We start from the raw sequence: 25,133 nt of genomic DNA, 5'->3' as shown, positions 1-25,133 counted from the left end.
AGGGACTCTACATGGCAATCAAAAAAACCGAACTCTATTCATCCTTATGGGCCAGCTGTGATGAGCTGCGCGGCGGCATGGATGCATCGCAATATAAAGACTATGTGCTGACCATGCTGTTTATGAAGTATGTTTCAGACAAAGCCAAGTACGACCCAAACGCGATGATTGATGTACCAGAAGGTGCCAGCTTTGATGACATGGTATCGCTGAAGGGTAAAACCGAGATTGGTGAAGGCTTAAACAAAATCATCGCTAAACTGGCCGAAGAAAACGATTTAAAAAGCGTCATCGACATTGCCGACTTTAACGACGAAGACAAGCTTGGCAAAGGCAAGGAAATGGTCGACCGCTTAACCAAGCTGGTCGGTATTTTTGAAGGCTTAGATTTATCCGGCAACCGCGCCGATGGCGATGACTTATTAGGCGATGCCTATGAATACCTGATGCGCCACTTCGCCACCGAATCGGGCAAATCCAAAGGCCAGTTTTATACCCCGTCTGAAGTGTCGAAAATCCTCTCCAAGGTGCTGGGCATTAACGAACACACCTCGCAGGACTGCACCGTGTATGACCCAACCTGCGGCTCTGGCTCTTTGCTTCTAAAAGCCAGCGACGAAGCGCCACGCGGCTTGTCGATTTTTGGTCAGGAAATGGATAACGCTACCAGTGCCTTGGCCCGTATGAACATGATTTTGCATGACAACGTCACCGCCAAAATATCTAAGGGCAATACGCTGGCCGCGCCAGAATGGAAAGACAGCAACGGCGAGCTGAAAACCTTCGACTTTGCCGTAGCCAACCCGCCGTTTTCCAATAAAAACTGGACCAGCGGCATCAATGCCGAGCACGACGAATTTAAACGCTTTACCTGGGGCGTACCGCCTGAGAAAAACGGCGACTACGCCTTTTTGCTGCACATTATTAAAAGCTTAAAAAGTACCGGCAAAGGCGCGGTCATTCTGCCACACGGCGTGTTATTCCGCGGCAATGCCGAAGCGCGCATCCGCGAAAACCTGCTGAAACAAGGCTATATCAAAGGCATTATTGGTCTGCCGGCCAACCTGTTTTACGGCACCGGTATTCCTGCCTGTATTATCGTTATTGATAAAGAATCGGCCGCCAGCCGGATGCTGAAAGACCCGCTCGACCTTGGCAAAACCGAAGGCGGCATCTTTATGGTCGATGCCAGTAAAGGTTTTGCTAAAGACGGCAATAAAAACCGCCTGCGCGCGCAAGACATTCATAAAATCGTGGATGTCTTTACCAAACAGCTGGAACTCAAAGGCTACAGCCGTTTAGTGTCGCTCAAAGAAATCGCCGGCAACGACTACAACCTGAATATACCGCGTTACATCGATAGCAGCGAAGGTGAAGACTTACACGATTTATCCGCCCATTTAGCCGGTGGTATCCCAGAGCGTGACGTCGCCGCCTTGGGCGATTTCTGGCAGGTATTACCCAGCCTGCGCGACAGCTTATTCGCTCCGGCACGCCCAGGTTATTTGCACGCCAAAGTCGCCGCCCGCGATGTGAAGCCAACCATCCTGCAACACGCTGAATTCCAGCAGTTTGCCCAAAGCGCCAACGCACCATTTCAGGCATGGTTTGCGCAAATGCAGTTAGAGAGCATCGACGGCAGCGAAACACCCAAGGCACTCATTCACCGCATTAGCGAGGCGTTGCTGGAAGCCTATGACCAGGTGCCGCTGTTAAGCAAATACGACGTCTACCAGCTACTGATGGATTATTGGCAAGAAACCATGCAAGACGATGTTTATGTGCTGGTGCAAGATGGCTGGGACGCTGGCAAAAAGTTGCGTGAGCTAATTGCCGCCAAAGGTGATGCAAAAGCCAGTAAAGAAGTGCCAGATTTAGTTATCGGCAAAGCCAAATACAAAGCTGAGCTGTTACCACCCGCTTTGTTGGTGAAACGCTTTTTTGCCGCTGAACAAGCCGAGCTAGACCGCCTGCAAAGCGAGCTCGATAGCATCAGCCAGGAGCTGGAAAGTTTTATCGAAGAACACAGCACTGAAGACGGCCTGCTCGCTGATACGTTGAATGACAAGGACAAAGTCACCGCAGCGTCGGTGAAAGCAAGGTTAAAGCTTGCAGCAGACCAAGACGAGCGCAAAGCGCTGCAGCAAGTGCAGTGCCTGTTTGATAGTGAAGGTGCCAGCAAAAAAGCCGTAAAAGCGCAGCAAGATAAGCTCGACCTATTGGTGTTTAAACGCTACGCCACACTCACCACCAACGAGGTGAAAACTTTATTAGTGCAAGATAAATGGCAAGCCACGCTGCAAGCCAGCATTCAGGCTGAAATTGAACGTATGGGCCAACAACTGGCCAGCCGCGTGAAAGATTTGGAAGAGCGTTATGCCGAGCCATTGCCGCAGATAAGTAAGTCGGTTGATGTGTTAAGTGCCAAAGTCGCTGAGCATTTAAAGGCTATGGGTTTGGAGTGGTTGGTATGAGTGGTGTAACAGAGGTAAGTGCCAAATTTGTACCCGATTCGCGTGAGAATGATTTGCCAAATGGATATAAACATACTCTGCTGGGGCTGATTCCAATAGAGTGGAATTGCGAATCCTTGGGTGACTTATGCTCGCTAAAAAGTGGATTAGGAATAACCTCCAAAAGCATAAATGAAACTGGTGAATACCCCTGTTATGGTGGTAACGGGTTGCGTGGCTACACTAGTCAGTTCACTCATGAAGGTGATTACGCACTCATAGGCAGACAAGGTGCATTGTGTGGCAACATCCAATATTTAACAGGTAAATTTTTTGCTTCTGAACATGCTCTAGTTGCTAGTCCATTTGATCGAGTAGACCCAAAGTGGCTTGCAATCTACCTTGAAAGCATGAATCTTAATCAATACTCCGAGTCATCAGCCCAACCGGGATTGTCTGCTGAAAAGCTTCGGGTTCTTAATTTAATTACACCAACTTTTGCCGAACAAACCGCCATAGCAAATGCCTTATCGGATGTGGATACGTTAATTCAGGAACTGGAAAAGCTGATTGCGAAAAAGCAGGCGATTAAAACCGCGACCATGCAACAACTGCTCACCGGCCGCACCCGCCTCCCACAATTCGCCCACCACCCCGACGGCCGCAAAAAAGGCTATAAACCCAGCGAACTCGGCGAAATCCCAGAGGATTGGGAAGTATCAGTTTTGGCATCAATGGTCTCAACATTAAACGCTGGTGTTAGTGTAAACTCAATAGACCGTATTGATGCTTTTACGCATGGAAAGCACATTCTTAAAACATCTTGTGTTACATCAGGATACTTCGATGAATCAGAGATAAAATCAATACTGCCAATCGATTTGAATAGAGCAAAATGTTCACCGGAAGCTGGCTGCATTATTGTCAGTCGTATGAATACTCCAGCGCTTGTTGGTGAAATCGGATATGTAAGCCAAGACTATCCAGAAATGTTTTTGCCTGACAGGTTGTGGCAAATGAAGTTTAAGGCAGATAGTTCACTAAATTCCCGTTGGCTTGCCTATGTTCTTAGTTATCCGTCTACTGCAAAAAAAATAAAAGAAGCAGCAACGGGAACTAGTGACAGTATGAAGAATATATCTAAGGAAGGTTTGTTGGCACTTCGAATACTGAATCCGTCATTTAACGAACAGACCGCCATAGCCACCATTCTCTCCGATATGGACGAAGAAATTCAGGCACTCGACCAACGCCTGAACAAAACCCGCCAAATCAAACAAGGTATGATGCAAGAGCTGTTAACCGGCAAAACCCGCTTAGTCAAACCAGCAAGCGCAGCCTAATGACTGTGCAGCAAGCTTGGTATATCGGGTGGGATGTCGGCGCCTGGAACTGTGAGAAAAACGCCAACAGCCGCGATGCGCTGCTGGTGTTAAATCAGCATGGTGAGCTGGTAGGTCAACCTTGGCGCGGCAACCTGCGAGATACCATTGCCGCAACAGCCAGTTACACCGACTGGCTGTTCACGGTTGCCAAGCTCTGCCTGTTTGACGACAACACCAAAGCAGCATTCACCACGCAAAACCTGATGATGGCCATCGATACGCCATTGGGCTTCTCCAGTGGTTTCTTGCAGTTATTACAAGGCGAAGCCGTCGCCACGCCTTTTACCGCATCATGCGATAACCCGTATTTATACCGCCATACCGAGCGCGAGTTATTTGCCCACGGCTTTAGCCCGTTATCGGCCGTCAAAGACATGATCGGCAGCCAAGCCACCAAAGGCCTGCATTTACTGCGCAAATTCGGCTTCACCCCAAGCCCAAGCGGTGTTTGGCAGCTTAATCAGAGTAGCCAAAACCAATGCCAACAACACGCATTGGAAAGCTACCCAACGGTGCTAAAAACCTCCAATACAGTGCAGCAATACATCAAGCAACTGCGCAGCCAAACCGACTTCAATAGCTGGCACCAAGACATCCAAGACGCCGCCTACTGCGCCATCGCCGCACTGCTTTACCAGCAACAACCAAGCACCATGTCCACCCCAAATGAAGACGTTACTACCGAAGGCTGGATCTATGTGCCGAAAGAGTGTTTAGCCGGTTATCTTCAGCGCTAAGTGCTGGATTTTAATTAAGTAAATCTCTATATTGGGGAATTAAACGCTTGGCATTATCCCTTTAAAAGCATTCATCGTTGCCCGATGACCACAAGGACCGTGTTATATGTCAGAAACGCCTGCTATTGATTCAAATCTGTGTCTTAAAAGTGTGTATGAGCGTAAGCGTAACAACAACCACACCTTGCGGTGTGGCTGCTGATCAATAAGGCAGGAGTTCTTGCAGTTGCTCGTGGGTATTGGCTTTGGGCAGCTCTGTCAGCAAGCGGCATAAGTAATCATACGGTTCCAGACCATTGATTTTGGCCGTTTCGACTAGGCTATACATTGCAGCACTGGCTTCTGCGCCCGTTTCAGTATTGGCAAACAACCACGCCTTGCGTCCAATCACGAACGGTTTGACGGCGCGCTCAGCACGGTTGTTGTCGATATTTAATCGGCCATCGTCCAGATAGCGGATTAGTTTGGGCCACTGATTCAGGCTATACGTGATAGCGACTCCCAGTAAACTTTCTTTCGTGACACTCTCGCTTGATTTATCCAGCCAGCTTTTAAATTGTTCTAGTAGTGGTTTAGCTAGTGCTTGTCTGGCGTCATACTTCTTATCAGGCGGCGCGGTTTTTAATTTACTCTCCAGTGCATAGAGTTTCTGGATGTGGTTAAGGGCCACATCCGCTTTACCCGTTTTGCCTTTGCCCTGTGCTTTTTGGGCTTCAACGAACTTGCGTCTGGCATGCGCCCAGCAACCGACTAAGGTTGCGTGAGTTTTCTCATATCCGGCATAACCATCGACCTGCAGATAACCGTTAAAGCCGGATAAGAAGTCACAGGGATGTTTGCTGCTGCGGCTATCCTGATAATCAAACAGCGCCAGTTTGGGGCCGGTACTTTTTTCTAAGCCACAGCCATATACCCACATGTAACAGGTGCTTTTCTCAACATCCAGCACATTGACGGTGGTTTCATCTGCCCACAGCACCGGCTGTTTCAGAATCTCAGCTTTCATTAACGCCAGTAGCGGTTTAAGTTTATCTGCACAGGTTATCAGCCAACGACTCATCGTTTGACGACTAAGCTCAATGCCGGCTTCATTAAACAGTTTTTCTTGTCGGTAAAGTGGCATCCCATAGTGCATTTTGCTGCTGATGATTTGCGCCAGTAAACTTGGCGTGGCCATGCTCTTAGGGATAACCGCAGGCGGTACATCGGCAATCTTAATGTCGACCTTAGTGCCATTGGTTTCACACTGCCGGCAGCTGTATTTCAACCGGACATTTCTCAGCACACGGATTTGCGCGGGCACGAACTCAATTTGCTCACTGACTTCTTCACCCATTTGATGCAGGGCATGGCCGCAGCAGGCACAGGTTTTATCGTCAATGTCATGGATAACATCAACGCGCGGCAGCTCAGGCGCAATGCGTGGGCGGCGTGGCTTGGCGGCTTTCTCAGCGCTCTCGGTCGTCTGAGTATCTGGCTCTGTTGCTACTGACTGCTCTTCAATAAGCTGCTCGGCCTCATTCAACACTTCGCCTTCACCTTCGTAGGTCTCGCTGCTGGGGCTAAATTTCTGGTACTTCTTCAGGTTATAGCGCTCCAGCAATTGCTGCAGTTTATCCGAGAGCTGCTGGTTAACCCGCTCTAGTTTAGCGATGCGTTTGTCTTTTTGCGCCAGTTTGCGCTCAAGCTTTTGCGTCTGCTCAAGCAGCATTTTCTTGAGCAGTTCAACATCATCAGGTAAGGATTGAGGTATCTTTTTCATGGCCGTTATTGTAACGGCCAATTTGGCTAAGTGCTTGGTAAGATTTAGATTGTTTTGGATGCGATCTACAGGATTTATAGCCGATCGGCATATCAACCCACACTCTGGTAATGCAGCGGCTGGTGCGCGGTGATTTTTTGAATATCGACACCTTGCAACAGCCAATGCCATTGCTGCTCGCTAATAGACAACACTTTACCTGGCATCTGCCTTGGCCAGCGGAATGTGTCTTTTTCAAGTCGCTTGTACCAGAGGCAAAACCCGGTGCTATCCCAGTACAGCACTTTTAACCGGGTACGCTGCCGATTGCAGAACACAAACAGTGCGCCGCTAAATGGCGAGAGCTGCATCTCTTGCTCGACCAGCAACGATAAACCATTAATGGATTTGCGAAAATCGACCGGCTGTTTATGCAAATAGACCTTAGGCACATCGAGGAACATTTTCATAGTCAAAGTGCTCTGAGCAAGGCGGCTAACCACAGTGCATCCGTCCCTGCTGGAAGTTGCAATTCCATATCACGCTTGCGCAGCAGAATACGCTGCCCGAGCGGCAAGCTTTGTGGTGCTAATTCAATGAAACCGGTGTCATCATTCTGATGAGCCAACAACTGGCGTTTACGCAGATTGAAGTAGGTCGGAATAATCCCTTGTCGTTTAGCAAATGCCGTTTGGGTTAGGCCACTTTGGGCTTGCTCGGCGAATAAGGCCAGCCATTGTTCTTTAGTGCGTTTCATGATGATTACCCTGATAATTTAAAGAGGCAGACAGGGTAATATTGATCAGTTAGGATAGGAATGTGTGGTTGGCGTTACGCTTACGTATGAGCTTCTGAACGAAGACTTTTTTATCCCAGCTTATCAGCGTGGGTATCGTTGGGGTGAGTCTGAAGTAAAGGCCTTATTGGACGACATGTGGGAGTTCGCGAAAACCCCACAGAATAAACAATCTGCTTTCTATTGTTTGCAGCCAGTGGTGGTAGTGCGTGGTGAAGAAAAATGGCATGTGGTTGATGGTCAGCAAAGACTTACAACGCTTTTTTTAATCTTGCGCTATTTTGAAAAGGTTCATATAAAAGAATCTCTTAAAGAAAGCTATGGGAAAGCTCTATATTCCTTAGCGTATGAAACTAGGCCAAACTGCGTTGAGTTTTTAGAACATATTCATAACGACAATTTCGAAGATAACATCGATTTTTTTCATATGAACCAGGCGTATCAAACTATTCGAACATGGTTCAGAGAAGATGGGCGTAATAGACAGGATGAATCTCAGCTCTTGAACCTGTTACTAGAGAGGTTTGCTGATCGCCCATCTGTGAAAGTTATCTGGTATGACTTAACTGGTGAAAGTGCCGACTACAACTATGCGATAGATGTCTTCGCGCGCATTAACATTGGCAAAATCCCTTTAACCAATGCCGAATTAATCAAAGCACTGTTTTTGAAAAGCTCAAACTTCAATGAGAAGCAAGCAAACCTAAAACAGCTGCAAATTGCCTCAGAATGGGATCAAATTGAAAAACGGCTGCAGGAGCCCTCGTTTTGGTATTTTATCAACGACTCTGGTAGAGAATATTTAACGCGCATCGAGTTCGTGTTCGACTTAATGAAAGCAAGTCAGCATGGACAAGACCTTTTTTATACTTTCATCCAGTTTCAAGACGACCTCAGCATTCGTGGGAAGACCATTGACCAACTATGGAAAGAGGTCAAAGACTATTTCATGACCTTGGATGAGTGGTATCAGGACCGAGAGCTTTATCATTTGATAGGTTTTTTGGTGACCACTGGTTGCAAAGTCGCAGCTTTGAAAACTACAGCCCAAAAGCCTGAGATGACCAAAACACTGTTCAAACAGTATTTACGAGGACTTATCAAGCAACAGTTTACCCGTAATGTGGAAGATTTGAACTATGATGAACACACCGGCGAAATACGGAAGTTGTTGTTATTGTTTAATATTCAAACTCTGCTTTCCACCACCAATGCAGATATTCGTTTCCCATTTGATAGATTTAAGAAGGAGCAATGGGACATTGAGCATATTCGTTCCAAAGCGGATCGAGTGCCTAAAGGCAAAGAACGAAAGTTGTGGCTGGAAGATTTGGAAAAATTCCTTTTAACCGATCCGAGCGCAATCGCATTTTTCATACCAGCCGATGAATTGAATACTGCCGCCAAAATGAACCCAAAAGTTTTGGAAGATGCTGCCAAAAAGATTTCTCAGCTAGTTAATAGGATTGAATCACTCAAAAGCGACAATGAAAATTCGCAGATGTTTGTAACCTTCTATAACGAGATTAACAACCAACTAAATAAAGAGTTAGTAGATTGGGTCGATGATCTCGGTAATTTAGCATTGCTTGATGCTAGTACGAATCGAAGTTACAAGAGTGCAATTTTCCCCATCAAACGGGCGCGAATAATCGAAAATGATAGTCTCGGCATTTTTACCCCTATTTGTACCAAAAATGCATTTCTGAAGTACTACAGCAAGTCTTACAACGAGTTAGCTCAATGGGGTGAGGACGATGCAAACGACTATGTAGCAGCTATCAAGCATGTATTAGCAGGATTTTTACCGCAGCAAGGAGCAGCAAATGATTAATCAAATGGATAATCTACAACAAGGTCAGCGTTTGAGTTTTATCCAGCTGTTTCGCGATTATGATTTAAGCATCGAAATTCCGATCATTCAGCGCGACTATGCGCAAGGACGTCAACAAGCTACCGAAGTCCGTGAAACCTTTCTGCAAGCATTGTTTAACTACTTAGAATCTAATCGCCCACATAACGACCTCGACTTTGTCTATGGCAGTATCGGCAAGTCCCAGAAATTCATTCCTTTAGATGGTCAACAACGGCTGACCACCTTATTTCTACTGCATTGGTATTTAGCCGTGAGTGCCGATGAGCAGCAAGAGTTTCGAAACGTCATTTGTCGAGGTGAGCTTTCACGATTTACCTATGAAACTCGAAGTAGCTCTAGGGAATTTTGTGATGCATTAGTAACCCATCATTTTAATTATGGGCTTATTAAAGACAGTACATCTGAAAAAGCGATTTCGGTTGTGCTTCAAGACCAGCCTTGGTTTTTTATGTCTTGGTGCTTCGACCCAACCATCCAAGCAATGCTGAATATGCTGGATGCTATTCATCTAAAATTTCGGAGTTTCCCTGAGTTCTACCAACGCCTAACAGCGCAAGACTCCTCAGTAATTACTTTTAGATTTCTCAATCTAAGAGAATTTTCACTTACTGATGATCTTTACATCAAGATGAATGCTCGGGGTAAACCCTTAACGCCATTTGAGAATTTCAAAGCCAAGCTGGAGCAAAAAATCCAAGGGTTCCAGGAACCTTGGCCAACAACATATCGGTTGTCATTTAAAAAAGAGCCCGTTTCCGGCTACGATTACTTTATCCATAAAATTGATAACGAGTGGGCTGATGTTTTTTGGCCGTTTAGGAATACTGTGTCGGTGGACAACACATTCGACGATGAGCTGATGAATTTTATTGGCTTGTTTATCGCGCAACATTATTCACTTCAACTTGGCGTCGATGTTGAAGATGTTCAGGGACGGCTGTATGACGGCGCCCAAGTTAAATCTCTGAGTTTGGACGATTATGACAAAGCAAATATATTGTCACAGTCGTTACTGGTTAAACTGATTGCAGTGTTAGATTTGTTGAGTGCAAAACAGTCCCAACAGTCTGGGATCGCACGGTATTTGCCTGACAATCCTTATTATCAAGAAATAGATATCTTCAAAAAAGTTTTATCGAATTCGACAAGTTACCCAGAAAAAATTCGTTTTTTTGCCTTTTATAGCGCTGTCGCGTACGGGAAACGCGACCAAGAACTTTTGGAATTGATGCGTGTCGTGTTCAATTTGACTGAACACCCCCGTATTGTTGAAGTCAAAGATTATCAACCCGCCCTAGTAAGCATGAATGAATTGCTGCGTCACCAAAAACCAATTCTTGATTTACTTCGCGAAAATATCGAAATAACAGCCTTCTCTAAGCCTCAGATTTTTGAAGAAAAGTTAAAAGCACATTTACTGATGAAATCAAGAGATTGGCGAAATGACATTCTACAGTTAGAGCAACATGCTACGTTTCAAGGGCAGATAGGTTTTGTCTTACAGTTTGCCGGATTAGTGGATTACTTCCTTAAGTACAACCATGTGGCATGGGAAGCGCTTGATACACACTTCCATGAAAAATTTAAATTTTACGCTTTTTCAGCCGCACAAACATTTGCTGCTCTAGCAAAAGGTTCACAATCAATAAACTACGCATGGGAAAGAGCTGTCTTATGCAAAGGCATGTATTTCATCCAAAAAGACAACAAGTACAACATGCTTCACTCGACACGAGTAAGCAACGCCCGACGCGATTATTCATGGTACCGGTTACTACGATTATCTCTGGTAAAGAGCGATGAGTGGAACCAAAAGCAAGGTTTTGTCCAGCAGGTGTTTGACGACCCTCTGTTTGACCCTGCAAATGTAGTGCAGAGCTTGGAAAGAATTTGTTCGTCGACCTTAAAGTTAGAGGAATTTAACGAAAATGATTGGCGGCATTTATTGATTGCTAGTCCATTCCTTTTTGATGTATCAGAACAAGGTTTCGTAGTACTAGAGAAAAAAACGCTACTTTTAATGCATCAATCTCAGCGAAATCATAATCATACGGAAGTAGTCACTTATTATTTTAAGCAAAAGCTTGAAGACGAATCGTTTGCTACGGCACCCTTTGGTGGCCCTGAATATTCGGCACTTCGAGGGAGTGGTTGTGAGCCAGGAATTACACTTAGATGGTTTAGATTTGGTAGTAGTTATTACAAGCTTGATATTACATATGCTGAGTCTTTGTTTAAATTGACGTTTAGTAAAGATGCACAGCCAACACAGACTGAAAATCCACTGTTCCCAGTTGTGCTCAGAGAAGTTTTATATGGGTTTGGATTTTCAATGCAAAAATTATTGGGGATTGAAGTCGACGTATTTGAACGCACTTACGCGAATTTTTCTGAAGTAAAAGCAGCGCTACTCCAGCTATGTCAAACACTCATAGGATTACCAAATGACTGACGTTGGCCAAAAAGAAAAACTCACCCAGCAACGTGTGATCAAGTTATTCACCCAAGAGCTTGGCTATCGCTACTTAGGCGATTGGACCGATCGTGCCAATAACCGCAATATCGAGGAAGACATTCTTTCTACATGGTTAAGCGAGCGCGGCGTGTCGGCGGCGTTGATTGCCCGTGCGCTGCGTCAGCTCGACAAAGCCGCAAGCCTAGGTGAAGGCAAGCACCTTTACTATGCCAACAAGGATGTTTACCAGTTACTGCGCTACGGTGTAAAAGACAAAGAAAGTGCGGGTGAGCAAAACCAAACCATTTGGCTTATTGATTGGCAAAACCCGGAAGCCAATGACTTTGCCATTGCCGAGGAAGTAACGGTAAAAGGCGAAAATAAAAAACGCCCGGATTTAGTGCTTTATGTGAATGGTATTGCGCTGGGTGTGATTGAACTCAAGCGTTCCAGCGTTTCGGTATTTGAAGGCATTGCGCAGAACCTCGATAACCAGAAAAAAGACTTTATCCGCAATTTCTTTACTACCATGCAGCTGGTGATGGCCGGAAATGATACTCAGGGTCTACGCTATGGCACCATCGAAACTACCGCTAAGCATTATCTGGAGTGGAAAGAGGATTGTGTTAATCCCTATGAATATATTCTGGATTTTCATATCAGTCGCATTTGCCAAAAACAGCGTTTTTTAGAACTGATTCACGACTTTATGGTGTTCGATGCTGGGCGAAAAAAGACCTGCCGACACAACCAGTACTTCGGTATTAATGCCGCCAAGAAATTTATCGCCCGCCGTGAAGGCGGTATTATTTGGCATACCCAAGGCTCGGGCAAAAGCTTAACCATGGTGTGGCTGGCGAAGTGGATCCGAGAGAATGTGCGTGATTCGCGCGTGTTGGTGGTAACCGACCGTACCGAATTGGATGAGCAAATAGAAAAGGTATTCTCCGGCGTTGATGAGCAAATTTACCGTAGTAAAAGTGGTGCCGACTTGGTGGATAAGCTCAATAAGCCCAACCCTTGGTTGGTCTGCTCGCTGGTGCATAAATTTGGTCGGCATGGCGAAGAGGATGACGAATCAACCGTAAACGCCGATGACTTTATCAGCGAAATGAAGAAAAGCCTGCCGGCTGACTTCTCGCCCAAAGGTGATGTGTTTGTATTTGTTGATGAGTGTCACCGCACTCAGTCGGGCTTATTGCATGCTGCCATGAAAAGCATTCTGCCCAATGCGCTCTTTATTGGTTTTACCGGTACGCCGCTGATGAAAGAAGACAAGAAAAAATCAGTCGAGGTGTTTGGTACCTATATTCATACCTACAAGTTTAACGAAGCCGTGTCGGATGGCGTGGTGCTTGATTTGCGCTATGAAGCGCGTGATATCGACCAGCGGGTGAAATCACAAAAGAAAGTGGATGAATGGTTTGAAGCTAAAACCAAAGACCTATCCCGCTTAGGCAAGCTGCAAATTAAGCAAAAATGGGGCTCAATGCAAAAGTTGCTCTCAAGCAGGGCAAGGCTAGAGCAGATTGTTGGCGATATCCTGATGGATTTTGATACTAAGCCACGCCTTAAAGAAGGCCGCGGTAATGCCATGTTAGTCTGCGCCAGTGTCTATCAAGCCTGTAAGGTGTATGAGATGTTCGCCGATGCAGGTTTTATGGGCAAATGCGCCATTGTTACCAGCTATCAGCCGAATGCTGCTGAAATTAAAGGCGAAGAAACCGGCGCCGGGGCCACTGAGAAGCTGAGTAAATACAAGATTTACCGAAAAATGCTGGCCGAGTTTTTTGAACAATCAGAAGATGAAGCCGCAAAGCGCGTCGAGGAGTTTGAGCAAACCGTTAAAAAGCGCTTTATCGAAGAGCCTGGGCAAATGCGCTTACTGATTGTGGTCGACAAGCTACTGACAGGCTTTGATGCGCCTTCAGCAACTTACCTGTATATCGACAAAAAGATGGCAGACCATAATCTATTTCAGGCTATTTGCCGCGTAAACCGCTTGGATGGAGATGATAAAGATTATGGCTACATTATCGATTACAAAGACTTGTTTAAATGCCTGGAAAAAACCGTTAACGACTACACCAGCGAAGCTTTTGAAGGCTACGACAAAGAGGATGTGGCAGGTCTTTTAAAAGACCGGTTAAAAATGGCCAAAGAAGATTTAGACAATGCCCTTGAAGCCGTTAAAACCCTTTGTGAGCCGGTAAAAGCCCCGAAAAATCAAATCGATTACCAGCATTATTTCTGCTGTCAGCCTGGTGCGCAGGAAGAAGAACTTAGCGAAAAAGAAGCGCTGCGCCTAACACTGTACCAGAGCGTAGCGAAGCTGATCCGCTGCTTTACTAATATTGCCAGTGAAATGCCGCAAGCAGGCTATAGCAAAGGTGAAGCTGATATGATTCGCCAGGAAGTAGAACACTACAGCAAGGTGCGCGATGAAATCAAAATCGCCAGTGGCGATGTGGTGGATATGAAGCAGTTTGAGCCTGCGATGCGCCAAATGCTCGACCTGTATATTGACGCCGAACCAAGCGAAACCCTGATGGATTTTGAAGAGCTGGGCCTGATTGAGCTTATCGTGCAAAAAGGTACTGATGCCTTGGATGGCTTGCCAAAGGATATGAAAAATAACCCAGAGGCAATGGCGGAAGCGATTGAGAATAATGTGCGTAAAACCATTGTTGATGAAAACCCAGTCAACCCGAAATACTACGAGCAGATGTCGGTACTACTGGATGAGCTGATTGAGCAGCGCCGGCAGCAAGCTATTTCGTATCAGGAATATTTAGAAAAGGTGCGGGAACTGGCGAAGAAGGTAAAATATCCAGCCAGTAATACAGCTAAAGCCTATCCGGAAACGATGGATACCATGGCGAAACGGGCACTTTACGATAACTTTGGCAATAATGAAGTACTGGTAACTAAAATCGACACTGCCGTACGCTATACCAAAAAAGCCGAGTGGTTAGGCGACAGATTTAAAGAAAAAGAAATCGCCCGGGCTATTCAGCAAGAAACTGCTGAATACCAGGTAGATGTAAAAGCCGTAATGGACTTGATTAAAGCGCAAAAAGAGTATCATTAATGGCGGAAATCACCATCGGCAACATCACGCTCGATTTGCAGCGCAAACCGATAAAAAACCTGCATATCTCGGTACTGCCACCAGAGGGTAAAGTACGGGTATCGGCACCGCTAAAACTGAGTGATACCGCCATTCGCATGGCGGTAGTGAAACGTATCGCTTGGATCCGTGAACAACAAGCCGATTTTGCCGCACAGCCGCGCCAATCAGAGCGTGAAATGTGTACTGGCGAAACCCACTACCTGTGGGGCCGAGGATACCGTTTGGACGTAGCGCAAGGCTTTGAGAACAATGTGAAACTTAAGGGCGGTAAAATTGTTCTCTCCAGTCGCAAAGACAGTACCTCAGAAAAGCGGCAAATGATCTTACAAGATTGGTACCGTGCCATTCTGCGTAAGCGTGTTGAACCACTTATCCAGCAATGGCAAGAGCGTATAGGTGTTAAGGCCAGCTTTGTCGGTATCAAACGAATGAAAACCAAATGGGGCAGCTGCAACCCCAGCACTGGCCGCATCTGGCTTAATCTGGAGCTCGTCAAAAAGCCCCCTGAGTGCCTGGAATTCATTATTGTGCATGAGCTGGTACATTTGTTAGAGCGGCATCATAACGAGCGCTTTAAAGCACTAATGCAGCAACACTTGCCTAAGTGGCCGGAATATCGGCGAACACTTAATCGCTCACCGTTGGCGTTTGATAAGTGGGGGTATTGATTTGAGTTAAATGAAACTGAAATCATCTTGCTAGTCACTTTTAATGCGCATTCTGATTTATGTGAACACCGATTCTGGTGAATGTGAACACCCGGCATTTCCCGCATTGGGCTCAGTTCTCTTTTAACCTAGGTGTTTATTTTCAGTCAAATCTGATGTGACTTTGCGCATCGATTCTCCTTTGAGTTTTAGTCTGTGTGGGTTGTGCATTAACCTGTCCAGGATGGTATCGGCCAGCGTGTTATCGCCAATTGCCTGATACCATCCCTCCGTTGGTAACTGGCTTACCATAATTGTTGACTTTAGTTGATGCCGATCATCCATGATCTCCATTAGATCGTTGCGCTGTGTCGCTTTTAAATTCTCCAACCCCCAATCATCCAGAATCAGGATGTCGTATTTCGACAGCTGTTTTAGTGCTTTGCTGTGACTGCCATCTGCTTTGTGTTGGCTAAAGGTTAAACTGGTTCCCCAGGCAATTCTTTCGCTCTGAAGCAGCTCCATATAAAAATCAGATCCCATTAAGATCTTTTATTACTCTCAGAAACGCTCGATTTTTTTAGCTTTGGTGAAAGTGTCACAAGTAACAAAAGTTGTGATTTTGAGTGCATTAAATGCAGGTAAGATTAAAGAAAACGCCCAAGCAATTTAGCTTGGGCTAGTCATGCCCCCAGTGGTCTGCAGGTCGCAGCGATGTATCAAGGCCCTCGATTTAAATACTATCTGCTTTTTAAAACGGTATCAATTACATAAGGCAATGAGAATTCTTCAGCCTACTACTGGCAAAAACTCTGGAAAGTGATACATTTTAATCCAGTATTTTAGGAAAAATCACCGTGATTTGGTGTTTTTCTGGAAAAGTCGCACAACCCTTGTTTCATATAACTTTCCAGATTTATTTCAGAAACCACCTGTGTTGGTACTTCGGCACCCTGCGATAACACAAGCCATGACCCGCGCAGCAGAGCCCAGCGAACCGTCAACACTGCCATTAGTGTTGGCAGGGCCTATGCTGCGGGCCTTAACACCGACAACCGTGACGTTCTGGCTCGCTACGCGTGAGCCGGTTCAAATGCAACTTACACTGACCCCTACAGGCCAACAACCGCTTAGCTTTGACGCTGCGGCCTTAAGTCAGTATTGCCGCAGTATTCGCTGCGCGGAAAAACTGAACTTACAATTATTGCAACTGCCGCTAACGGCAGCATTACCGCAAGCGGTGTGGATCAGCTACGATTTACAAGTCGCGCCCCGAACATCAGAGCCAGCCAAATGGCAAGGCTGGCAACAGTGGGCACCGGATCTTGTTTATGCTGGGCGCGATAACCCGGGCTTTATCATACAGCCGAAACTACAACGCTTATTACATGGCTCTTGCCGCAAACCGCATGCCGACTGTGAAGATGGTTTACTTGCCGCCGATTTGCTATTGCAGCAACAAGAGGTGACTGAGTGGCCGGCATTATTGTTGCTCAGTGGCGATCAAATTTATGCCGATGATGTCGCGGCACCAATGTTACAGGCGATACATCAGTTAATTAATCAACTAGGCTTTCACAATGAAAACCTGCCCTGTTCCCGGGTCAGCGATGCCGATACTCTGCACCAGCAAACACCGCATTATTATCAGCGACATACATTATTACCCAAAACCAAAGCCAGCGAAGCGATGCTCAGCCAGGTTTTTCGCGGTGTGAAAAAACCAGTGTTTACCACTGATACAGCGCGCAACCATTTAATTAGCGCCGCAGAAATGCTCGGAATGTATTTACTCGTTTGGTCTCCCGCTGGTTGGCAACCCGATTCAATGGCGTTAAATTCAACCTTAAAGTCGCAATTATCTCAGGATGAACTTGAACGTTATCAGCAACAACAGCAGTTAATTGAAACTTTCGCAGCAGGTTTAGCCAAGGTACGACGTGTTCTGGCGCATTTACCAACAGCGATGATCTTTGATGATCACGATGTTAGCGATGACTGGAACCTCACGGCAGAATGGGAAAAAACTGCTTATGAGCATGATTTTTCTAAACGCATTATAGGTAACGCTCTACTGAGCTATTTGCTTTGTCAAGGTTGGGGCAACAAGCCGGTCGATTTCTCCAGCGCATTACTCGATCGCGTTGAGCAAGCCTTAGCTCACAGCGGCGGCCCTGAGCATGAAGCACTGATCAGTGAATTATTACAGTTTCAGCAGTGGCACTATCAATGGCCAACCGAGCCGCCGTTATTGGTGTTAGATACCCGCACCCGCCGTTGGCGTTCTGAAGTGAATATTAACCGCCCTTCGGGTTTATTGGATTGGGAAGCCATTACCGAGTTGCAGCAAAACCTGCTTGGACACGATGCTGTGGTGTTGGTGGCGCCAGCGCCGATTTTTGGGGTAAAGCTGATTGAGAATATTCAAAAAATCTTTACTTTTTTTGGTCGCCCGCTGCTCGTTGATGCGGAGAACTGGATGGCCCATCGTGGTACTGCGCATGCCATGCTGAATTTATTTCGACACCCCAAAACGCCCAAACACTTTGTGATTTTATCAGGCGATGTGCATTATTCTTTTGTGTATGAAGTGCATTTACGCAGCAAAGCCGCTGGGCCGGATATTTGGCAAATTACCAGCAGTGGCTTAAAAAACCAGTTCCCTGGCCGTTTACTGGATATTTTAGACCGGTTAAATCGTTGGTTATATGCCCCCCGCTCGCCTTTAAACTGGCTGACAAAACGTCGGCGCATGCGCATAGTGCCGCATAAACCCGATAATGCGCAGCGCGGAGAACGCTTATTAAATCAGGCGGGTATCGGCTTAGTCGACCTGCATGAGGATGGCTCACCAAAACGTATCGCGCAGTTAACCTGTGCCGGAAAAGCCATCGATTTTATTATCAAAAAAGAAGAAGCGCGCTGGGAGTAGGCCTTAGCCTAGCACTGTGCAGATCCCGCATGATCAAAAAGGCAGCCTTAGCAGGCTGCCCTCTCTTTTTGTGGCTAAATAAGCTTATTGCTTCGGCATGGTTTTTTGGAATTCCGCTAAATCTTTCACCACTTGCTGATTAGGCAAGGTAGCAAAAGGCTTATCTTTAAAGCTGGTGCCACGCATTTGCACCGAAATACGTGCGGCATCAGGGTTTAATAGCGTTTGCTGATAAAAGGCTTTGACGTCATCCAAATTCACCTGCTCTACCGCGGCAATCAGTTTCGCTTTGCTATCAAACTCAAAACGCTCACGATACCAATCACTGACAAGTGGCTGCATTTCTTCAAACAGATTCTTCGGCGGCTCATTCAAGCTTAGCAATAAACTTTGCTTTAATTGCGCAAATTGCTCAGGCGTTACCTGTTGTAAACTAAGCCAGTATTGCTGTTTAAACTCGTCAAAGCGTTGCTGCATATCAGCCGGACCTTTTACCGGTGTTTGAATATACAAACCAAAACCGGTGTATTCATCTAGGTCAATTGCCGTGCCGCCCACCGCATAAGCCAGTTGCTCTTCGGTACGCAGCTTATCAAAGGCTTGATTGCTAAAGTGCGATGCTAACACGCTGGCTGCAGCACGCTGTGCCATACCTTTAGTGGGATGCACATGCATATCGATAAGCGCAACGTCGGTTACATCAATATCGCGCTGCAACACGATGCTTTTACCCGGCGTTGGCTGCCAAAATGGGCTTTGTGTGTATGCGGTGGATTGCCGTGCTGCAGGTAAAGCCGCTTGCAGCTTACTGACTAAAGCGACCACCTCTTGTTTATCATAGTTACCAAAGGCAAACACCCGTACTTCGTTGTTCAGCAGTGTGTTGCTGATCACCTGTTGTAAATCTGCTAACGTCATTTGCTTAGCGGCGGTTATCAGTTGCTCAGGGTTATAGTTACCGCCACGATAGAGACTGTTAAAAGCCCAAAACGCTTGGCGAAACGGCACTTGCCGCGTCTGGTTAGCAATACCTCGCACATAGCGATCAACCGCTTGGGCAAACCCTTCTTCGGTTATCGCCGGTGTTAACCCCGCTAACACTTGCTCTAATAACTCAGGTTGCTTATCGGTAAAACCATCTAAATTTAGTGTTAAGCCATTACCATCATTCAGCCACATGCTAATACCCGCAGCCTGCGCCTCAGTCGCTAAGGCACTTTGCGCCAAATTGTAGAGATCGCGCCATAAAGCAAAGGCGACTTTTGCCTGCACACTGTTTTGCGCTGCTGGGCTATTTAATACAATATCTAAGCGACCTTTAGGTTGGTCGGCAAATACTTTACTCGGGTATAACCACGCTTTAATACCGGCTTGCTCGTGAACTAAGGTGGGTTTTTGCTGCTCGATGGGCGTTTTAATGGCAAAGCTTTCTGGCAACAAGCGGTTCACTTGGGGTAAGTTCAGCGCCACTATCGGTTGCTGCCACGCTGCTTGCTCTTCTGCACTAATATCAACAATTTTATATTTACCGACATGGCGCACCAGCTCGCTATCGTGTGGCTCTTGCTTACTGATATACCACAAACGCAAATTTTCTGGGGTGAGTTGCGCTAATACCTCTTCTATCGCTGCGGCATCAAAGCGTTCATATAAATAGGGTGCGGCGACCACATCTTTGACTGGCAGTTTCAACATCGAGGCGGTTAACTGTGAAGCATAACCAAAACCATCGGTTTTTTCTAAAAACTGAAATTGGTTACTCAGGCTGGTTTTAATTTCATTAAAGTATTTACTATCAACACCTTGCTCTTTAATTAAGGCTAAGTACTGCATCACTACCGCGGTAATCGCCTCGCGTTGCTGCATACCGGCATCGGTCAGGCTTAGATCAATCGTTAGGCTGCCGTAATTACCATAAAAATCTGGGGTCGCCGACACGTTCATGCTGGAAATAAGCCCAGCCGCTTTCAACTGTGCCGCTGCCGTACCCGGCATTTCTGAACCCAGTAAGTAACTAATAAATTCATTGGGTTTTACCGCGTATTTTTCTAAATTGGCACGAATGGTAAAGTCGAGGCGTAGCTGTTTGATATCCTGATTTGGCACATAATGAATACGCTTAGCACCAAATAAACGGTTATCTAAGGGTGCTGTCACGCTGGGAATGGCAATGTCTTTATTTTCAATAGCGGCAAAATGCTTTAACGCCAGCAGCTCCATTTCAGCTAACGGTAAATTGCTGATCATGGCTAACTTCATATTATTGGCCGAATAATAGCGCTGATAATATTGCAGCATCTCATCATGCAATTTACTGTCAGGTTTATCGCTTAAACTCTCTAAGCTACCGGCCAAAAAACGATTTGAAGGGTGATCACCAAACATCCGGCGCATCAATTCAAATTGACCGAGGAAATCCATTTCACGACGCATCGACTGCTCCGCATTCACGGCATTGCGTTCTTTGTCTGAGTACTCAGGGTAAAACTTCGGAGATTTGAAGAAATCTGAAAAACGATCTAAAGCTTCGTCATATACATTGTTATTAATTTCAAACATGTAGTTGGTAATATCTAACCAAGTGTAAGCATTGTAAGCGCCGTTATGCAGGCTCATAAAACCGGCGTACTCAGCAGGATCAGGATAACGCTCGGTTCCCATAAACAGCATATGCTCTAAATAATGCGCTAAACCTTGCTGTGACATTGGATCTTGTAACATACCCGCGCCGACACTGAGCGACACGGCAGATTTTTCGGACGCCGGATCAGAAACTAACACTACTGCCAACTTATTGGGCAAGGTCAGCGTTTTATATTGCCGCTGATCGTTCGGACTCACCACTATGGCTGCTGCCGCTTGTTGTATGGTTGTCACATCTAAAGAGGTGCTTTGTTGGGCACAGCCTGTCATCACCGCCAGTGCTACCGCGCTAATTACTAAAAGTTTTTTCATCATCAATTCCCTCACTGAAAAATGTAAAAATAATGTAGAACAAGCATAACCAAATAGCAAACAAATAAACCAAACGTCTCTGAGTATGGTCTGACCTGTACCGGAGTGTGGTCATACCTGTCTCAGAGACTGGTCTAACCGGTGTCTGAGTGTGGTCGGATCTGCCTCAGAGTGTGGTCAGAGGAGTGTGTGAGTGATGGCGCGTACCCAAAAAAAATGGCAGCGCGATGCTGCCATTTTTTCTTAAAAGCCCTGCTGAGGCTCTAGAAGCTGCCGCGAAGGCCTACAGCAAAATTACGACCAGGTAGCGGTGTAACATCTCTTAGAAACGAGGTGTGCACCAGTGCTAATTCGTCCGTGATATTTTGTGCTTTTACATAGGCCACTAAAGCTTGCTGCCCCCAGTTAAAGCGATAGCTGACACTGGCATCAACCATGGTGTATCCCGGTGTCGCCTCTTCTAAGGTAGCGGTATTATCTTGCTTAAAATAACGGCTAATGCTGAAGTCGGCATCGAACTGTTCACCTTGATAGGCCAGTTCAGTCATCAGGCGCAGCGGCGGCGTGCGCGGTAATTCACCGCCACTACGTAAACGAGCGCGAATATAATCGGCTTGCACAGTTAAATGATAAAACTCATCTAACTGCCAATTCACTTGGCCTTCAAAGCCATGCAACGTAACGGTATCGGTTGTATACAGATAAACCGGCAATTCATCGGCGTGATCATGCTCAGCCTCTGGCTCTTCACCTTCATGCGCAAACTCAGCATATAAACCGGTGTTACCAGCATAATAGTAGTTATCCACGCGGTTATAAAAGGCGTTGAGCACCCAGCCAACATTGCCATGGAACTTACGTAGCGTTAAATCTAAATTGCGTGAACGCTCTAGCCCTTGTGTGGCTGCATTTAATTCAAAGCCATCGCGATCTTCATTTAATTGGAACAAAGCACCGACTTCGTAACTACGTGTGCCAAGGTGTGGCCCAAACGAAAGTAATTCAGCAGCGCTTGGTGCGCGCTCAGCATGCGAGAACGACAGGCCAACATTATAACCTTCTTGGAAATCCCACACTAAACCGGCCGACACGCTAAATGGATTATAGCGCTCAGCAAAAGCAAAATCGGCAATCTCAGCACCATGCTCTTCACCTGCATGCTCGGCTTCATCGCCATGTAATTCTATATCAACTAATTTTACTTCAGCGGCATCCAGTCTGACTTGCTCAACACGCGCTCCTAACTGTAATAAAACTGGGCCAAAGTGCCGCTCGGTCATCCAACCTAAACCCAGCGTGCGAGTCTCTGATGCAGGCGAAAAGGCCTCTTCACCAACCGCGCCGAAATCACTTAATTTATAATGCAGGCTCAAACCACCCTTCCAGTCAAACCATGGCCGGTGCAGTAACTCGAAACGAGCTTCTTGGCTTTTATTAGTAAAAACCGTGCCCACCTCACCGTTTTCTATTTCGGCATGCTGATAGTCGGTAAAGGCCAAACGACTATTAAACTGTCTTATCCAATGATCATTAAAATACAGCTCGCTTTGCAACTGCACGCGATCTTGGGTTTTCTCAGCTTGGGTCAACTCTTCTTCATCACCATGGCTGTGGCCTGGCATGCCAAAATCGCGTTCTAAGCGACCGTAAGCTATACCTACAAAACCATTTTCCAGCAATTTGCTGCCGCCTAAGGTAAAGCCTTTACTGGTACTAAAGGTATTGGCGATACGCTTAGTGCTATGCTCATCATGCTCTGCCTCATCGTGTTCGGCTTCATCATGATCATGGTCAGAATGATCGTCTAATTCACCTTGCCAATCGCCTGGGGTACGGTAATTAATGCTATCACGCCAAAAACCATCTAAATATACGGCATAATCACTGTTGCCAGTAACCATATTACCCGCCACCAACTTGGCCGAATCCACGCTTTGTAACTCGGTTATCCACTCTGCACGCGGCGTGCTGTTGCTTGGCACACGTTCATCTACCACGTTAACCACACCACCAATAGCACCGCTGCCGTAAAATAAGGTTGCAGGCCCACGCAGAACTTCAATTTGCTTAGCGGTACTCGCTTCAGTGGCGACACTGTGATCTGGGCCAACGCGCGAAGCGTCACCCGCATCTAAACCGTTTTGCATGATTAAAACACGTGGACCATCTAAACCGCGAATAATCGGGCTACTGGCCACGCCACCTTGAAACGTTGAATGCACACCCACTTGCTTACTGAGCGTATCGCCCAAGGTAGTGGCTTGCTGCATTTTTAATTTGTCACCCGCTAACACACTGATGGGTAAAGAAGATTCAATAATAGAAGCGTGCAATGGGCTGATGGTGACGTCGATGATTTCAATTGAGCTCGCTTGCAGCACTAAGGTCACATCGGTTAAACCGTTGGCAGGCACAGTGAATTGGGCATTACTGTGGCCATAACGGCGCGCTGAAAAGTGCACTTCAACTTGATTAACCGGCACATCCGTAAGCAAGAACTGACCATTTTCATCTGACACCGTTTTACTGGCACTGCCAGCTACATTTAAGCTGGCATTCGCTAAGGGCTTACCCTTGCTGTCGACGATTTTCCCACTGATCGTGTTAGCGAAGGCGGAAGTGGAGGCTAAACTGGCGGCAATTAATAGCGCCAAAGCACTTTTCTGGTTCATTGGGTCCTCTCAGAGCAACGCGATAAATTAAATGTTATATCGTAACAATATACTGCAATAGTGATATTATCACAATACGCGATTTCGCTAAGTGCGTTGTGTGGTCGAGGTTTTACGATAAAGCGCGGTTAATGTTCGAACTACCAAGCCAAGGCTCAGCGCAAAGTCTCCACGATAAAACGTACAAGAAAACAAAAACAGTACGTTAACTGACACATAAAGAGCGGCGCAGCAGGCTATAGAAGTGGTAATAACAAGAAAGGCATAAAAACTGAAGAAAGGCTGCGCGGATCGCGATGACTCGCGCAGTAATATAACGCTTATAGTTGAGCTTGTAGATAATTAGGTAAGCCCAGCATTTTGATTAAGCGCAATTGTTGCTCTAACCAATGCGCGTGATCGGTCTCAGTATCATCTAGCAGTTGTTGTAACATATCGCGGCTGACGTAATCTTGCTCTTGCTCACACAACGCCATGGTTTGTTTTAATAACTTCTGCACGGTGTATTCAACGTTTAAGTCGTTTTGCAGCATGCTCGGCACATCTTGCCCGACATGAATAGCATCACGCTTTGTCATATCCGGCACACCGCCCAAGAATAAAATACGTTCAATCAGCGCGGCAGCATGGCCTTTTTCATCGTCAAACTCATGATCGATGCGAGCAAACAGCTTACTCAAGCCCCAATCATCATACATCCGAGAATGAATAAAATATTGATCCATAGCGGCTAATTCATTGGCCAGTAAAGTGTTTAACGCACTGATGACTTTTGGACTACCTTGCATTACTCACCTCCTAGTTGCGCTTGTAGATAATTCGGTAAACCCAGCGCGCTAATTTGGTGCTGCTGCGTTTCTAACCAATCTAAATGACTTTCTTCATACTCTAAAATATCTGTCAGTAGGTCGCGGCTGACATAATCTTGTAAACTTTCACACAGGGCGATGCTTTGCTTTAACAGTGGCAGTTGCTCTAACTGAAAAGCCTCGTCGCATTGCAGCATTTCTGGCGTGTCTTCACCGATCCGCAATTTGCCCAGCGCTTGTAAATTAGGCAAGCCCTCTAGCATTAAGATCCGCTCAATCAATTTATCGGCCTGCTTCATATCTTTAATCGATTTTTTGTAGCAAACCTCGTCTAAGGCCTTTAAGCCCCAATTTTTATAGATGCGGGCATGTAAAAAATATTGATTGATTGAGGTCAGTTCTGCCGTCAGTACTTCATTCAATTTGCTCAGTACCTGAGAATCACCTTGCATAACTCACTCCTGCTAAATGCATTTAGTGATACAGCATAGTACAAAGCCATCAAACAGGCAAAAAAATCATGTATATCATTGATATACAAT

At 46.1% G+C, this 25,133-nt stretch carries 16 protein-coding genes; 8 read left to right on the top strand and 8 right to left on the bottom strand.

The genetic code is table 11. From position 1 onward, the window contains the following. The first annotated feature begins 11 nt into the window (after positions 1-11). From ACUJFK_RS02895 to ACUJFK_RS02885, 3 genes are read left to right on the top strand one after another with little or no spacing between them, the layout of a single operon-like run. Positions 12-2,474, top strand: coding sequence for a type I restriction-modification system subunit M (locus tag ACUJFK_RS02895; protein WP_445426022.1), 2,463 nt, complete (start codon positions 12-14; stop codon positions 2,472-2,474). Continuing rightward, positions 2,471-3,796 carry a restriction endonuclease subunit S gene (locus ACUJFK_RS02890; protein ID WP_445426021.1) on the top strand — a complete coding sequence of 442 codons (1,326 nt, stop codon included), beginning with the start codon at positions 2,471-2,473 and terminating at the stop codon, positions 3,794-3,796. Before ACUJFK_RS02895 ends, ACUJFK_RS02890 begins: the two co-directional genes overlap by 4 nt. Then, a complete protein-coding gene (locus ACUJFK_RS02885) occupies positions 3,796-4,575 on the top strand; it encodes a hypothetical protein (protein ID WP_445426020.1) in 780 nt (259 codons plus the stop codon). The genes ACUJFK_RS02890 and ACUJFK_RS02885 overlap by 1 nt, the downstream gene beginning before the upstream one ends. 202 nt (positions 4,576-4,777) lie before the next feature. On the opposite strand, the gene tnpC is transcribed toward ACUJFK_RS02885, so the two are convergent. The 3 genes from tnpC to tnpA all read right to left on the bottom strand — a co-directional run bounded on the left by tnpC (position 4,778) and on the right by tnpA (position 7,073). Then, on the bottom strand, positions 4,778-6,337 hold the full coding sequence (gene tnpC / locus ACUJFK_RS02880) for an IS66 family transposase (protein ID WP_445425668.1): 1,560 nt from the start codon (positions 6,335-6,337) through the stop codon (positions 4,778-4,780). Positions 6,338-6,429: 92 nt separating this feature from the next. After that, complete coding sequence (gene tnpB / locus ACUJFK_RS02875; protein WP_445425669.1) at positions 6,430-6,786, bottom strand: IS66 family insertion sequence element accessory protein TnpB; 357 nt, start codon at positions 6,784-6,786, stop codon at positions 6,430-6,432. 2 nt (positions 6,787-6,788) lie between these two features. Beyond that, positions 6,789-7,073 carry an IS66 family insertion sequence element accessory protein TnpA gene (gene tnpA, locus ACUJFK_RS02870; RefSeq protein ID WP_445425670.1) on the bottom strand — a complete coding sequence of 95 codons (285 nt, stop codon included), beginning with the start codon at positions 7,071-7,073 and terminating at the stop codon, positions 6,789-6,791. A 64-nt stretch (positions 7,074-7,137) separates the two neighbouring features. Here tnpA and ACUJFK_RS02865 point away from each other — a divergent pair, with 64 nt between their 5' ends. Genes ACUJFK_RS02865 through ACUJFK_RS02850 form a run of 4 tightly spaced genes read left to right on the top strand, consistent with a single transcriptional unit; the run spans position 7,138 to position 15,244 of the window. Continuing rightward, entirely contained in the window at positions 7,138-8,946 is a 1,809-nt protein-coding gene (locus ACUJFK_RS02865; protein WP_445426019.1) for a DUF262 domain-containing protein, read from the top strand. Beyond that, on the top strand, positions 8,939-11,440 hold the full coding sequence (locus tag ACUJFK_RS02860; RefSeq protein ID WP_445426018.1) for a DUF262 domain-containing protein: 2,502 nt from the start codon (positions 8,939-8,941) through the stop codon (positions 11,438-11,440). Before ACUJFK_RS02865 ends, ACUJFK_RS02860 begins: the two co-directional genes overlap by 8 nt. Then, positions 11,433-14,534, top strand: a complete 3,102-nt coding sequence (locus ACUJFK_RS02855; protein WP_445426017.1) for a type I restriction endonuclease subunit R — start codon at positions 11,433-11,435, stop codon at positions 14,532-14,534. The genes ACUJFK_RS02860 and ACUJFK_RS02855 overlap by 8 nt, the downstream gene beginning before the upstream one ends. Then, positions 14,534-15,244, top strand: a complete 711-nt coding sequence (locus ACUJFK_RS02850; protein WP_445426016.1) for a M48 family metallopeptidase — start codon at positions 14,534-14,536, stop codon at positions 15,242-15,244. Before ACUJFK_RS02855 ends, ACUJFK_RS02850 begins: the two co-directional genes overlap by 1 nt. 123 nt (positions 15,245-15,367) lie before the next feature. Here ACUJFK_RS02850 and ACUJFK_RS02845 read toward each other — a convergent pair whose 3' ends face one another. Next, the gene (locus tag ACUJFK_RS02845) at positions 15,368-15,748 is read right to left on the bottom strand and encodes an ATP-binding protein (protein WP_445426015.1); all 381 of its coding nucleotides are present in this window, start codon (positions 15,746-15,748) and stop codon (positions 15,368-15,370) included. A 409-nt stretch (positions 15,749-16,157) separates the two neighbouring features. On the opposite strand from ACUJFK_RS02845, the gene ACUJFK_RS02840 reads away from it, so the two are divergent. Next, entirely contained in the window at positions 16,158-18,155 is a 1,998-nt protein-coding gene (locus ACUJFK_RS02840; protein ID WP_445426014.1) for an alkaline phosphatase D family protein, read from the top strand. 84 nt (positions 18,156-18,239) lie between these two features. On the opposite strand, the gene ACUJFK_RS02835 is transcribed toward ACUJFK_RS02840, so the two are convergent. From ACUJFK_RS02835 to bfr (ACUJFK_RS02820), 4 genes are all read right to left on the bottom strand, one after another. Then, on the bottom strand, positions 18,240-21,110 hold the full coding sequence (locus ACUJFK_RS02835) for an insulinase family protein (protein WP_445426753.1): 2,871 nt from the start codon (positions 21,108-21,110) through the stop codon (positions 18,240-18,242). Between the two features lie 263 nt (positions 21,111-21,373). Beyond that, positions 21,374-23,782, bottom strand: coding sequence for a TonB-dependent receptor (locus tag ACUJFK_RS02830; RefSeq protein WP_445426013.1), 2,409 nt, complete (start codon positions 23,780-23,782; stop codon positions 21,374-21,376). A 320-nt stretch (positions 23,783-24,102) separates the two neighbouring features. Further along, positions 24,103-24,570, bottom strand: a complete 468-nt coding sequence (gene bfr / locus ACUJFK_RS02825) for a bacterioferritin (protein WP_226750401.1) — start codon at positions 24,568-24,570, stop codon at positions 24,103-24,105. Further along, positions 24,570-25,043 (bottom strand): bacterioferritin, encoded by a 474-nt coding sequence (gene bfr / locus ACUJFK_RS02820; RefSeq protein WP_226750402.1) that lies wholly within the window; start codon positions 25,041-25,043, stop codon positions 24,570-24,572. The genes bfr (ACUJFK_RS02825) and bfr (ACUJFK_RS02820) overlap by 1 nt, the downstream gene beginning before the upstream one ends. Positions 25,044-25,133 lie beyond the last annotated feature (90 nt).

It is taken from the genome of Alishewanella sp. HL-SH06, from assembly GCF_052656265.1.
This window is presented reverse-complemented; position numbering and strand designations above follow the sequence as displayed.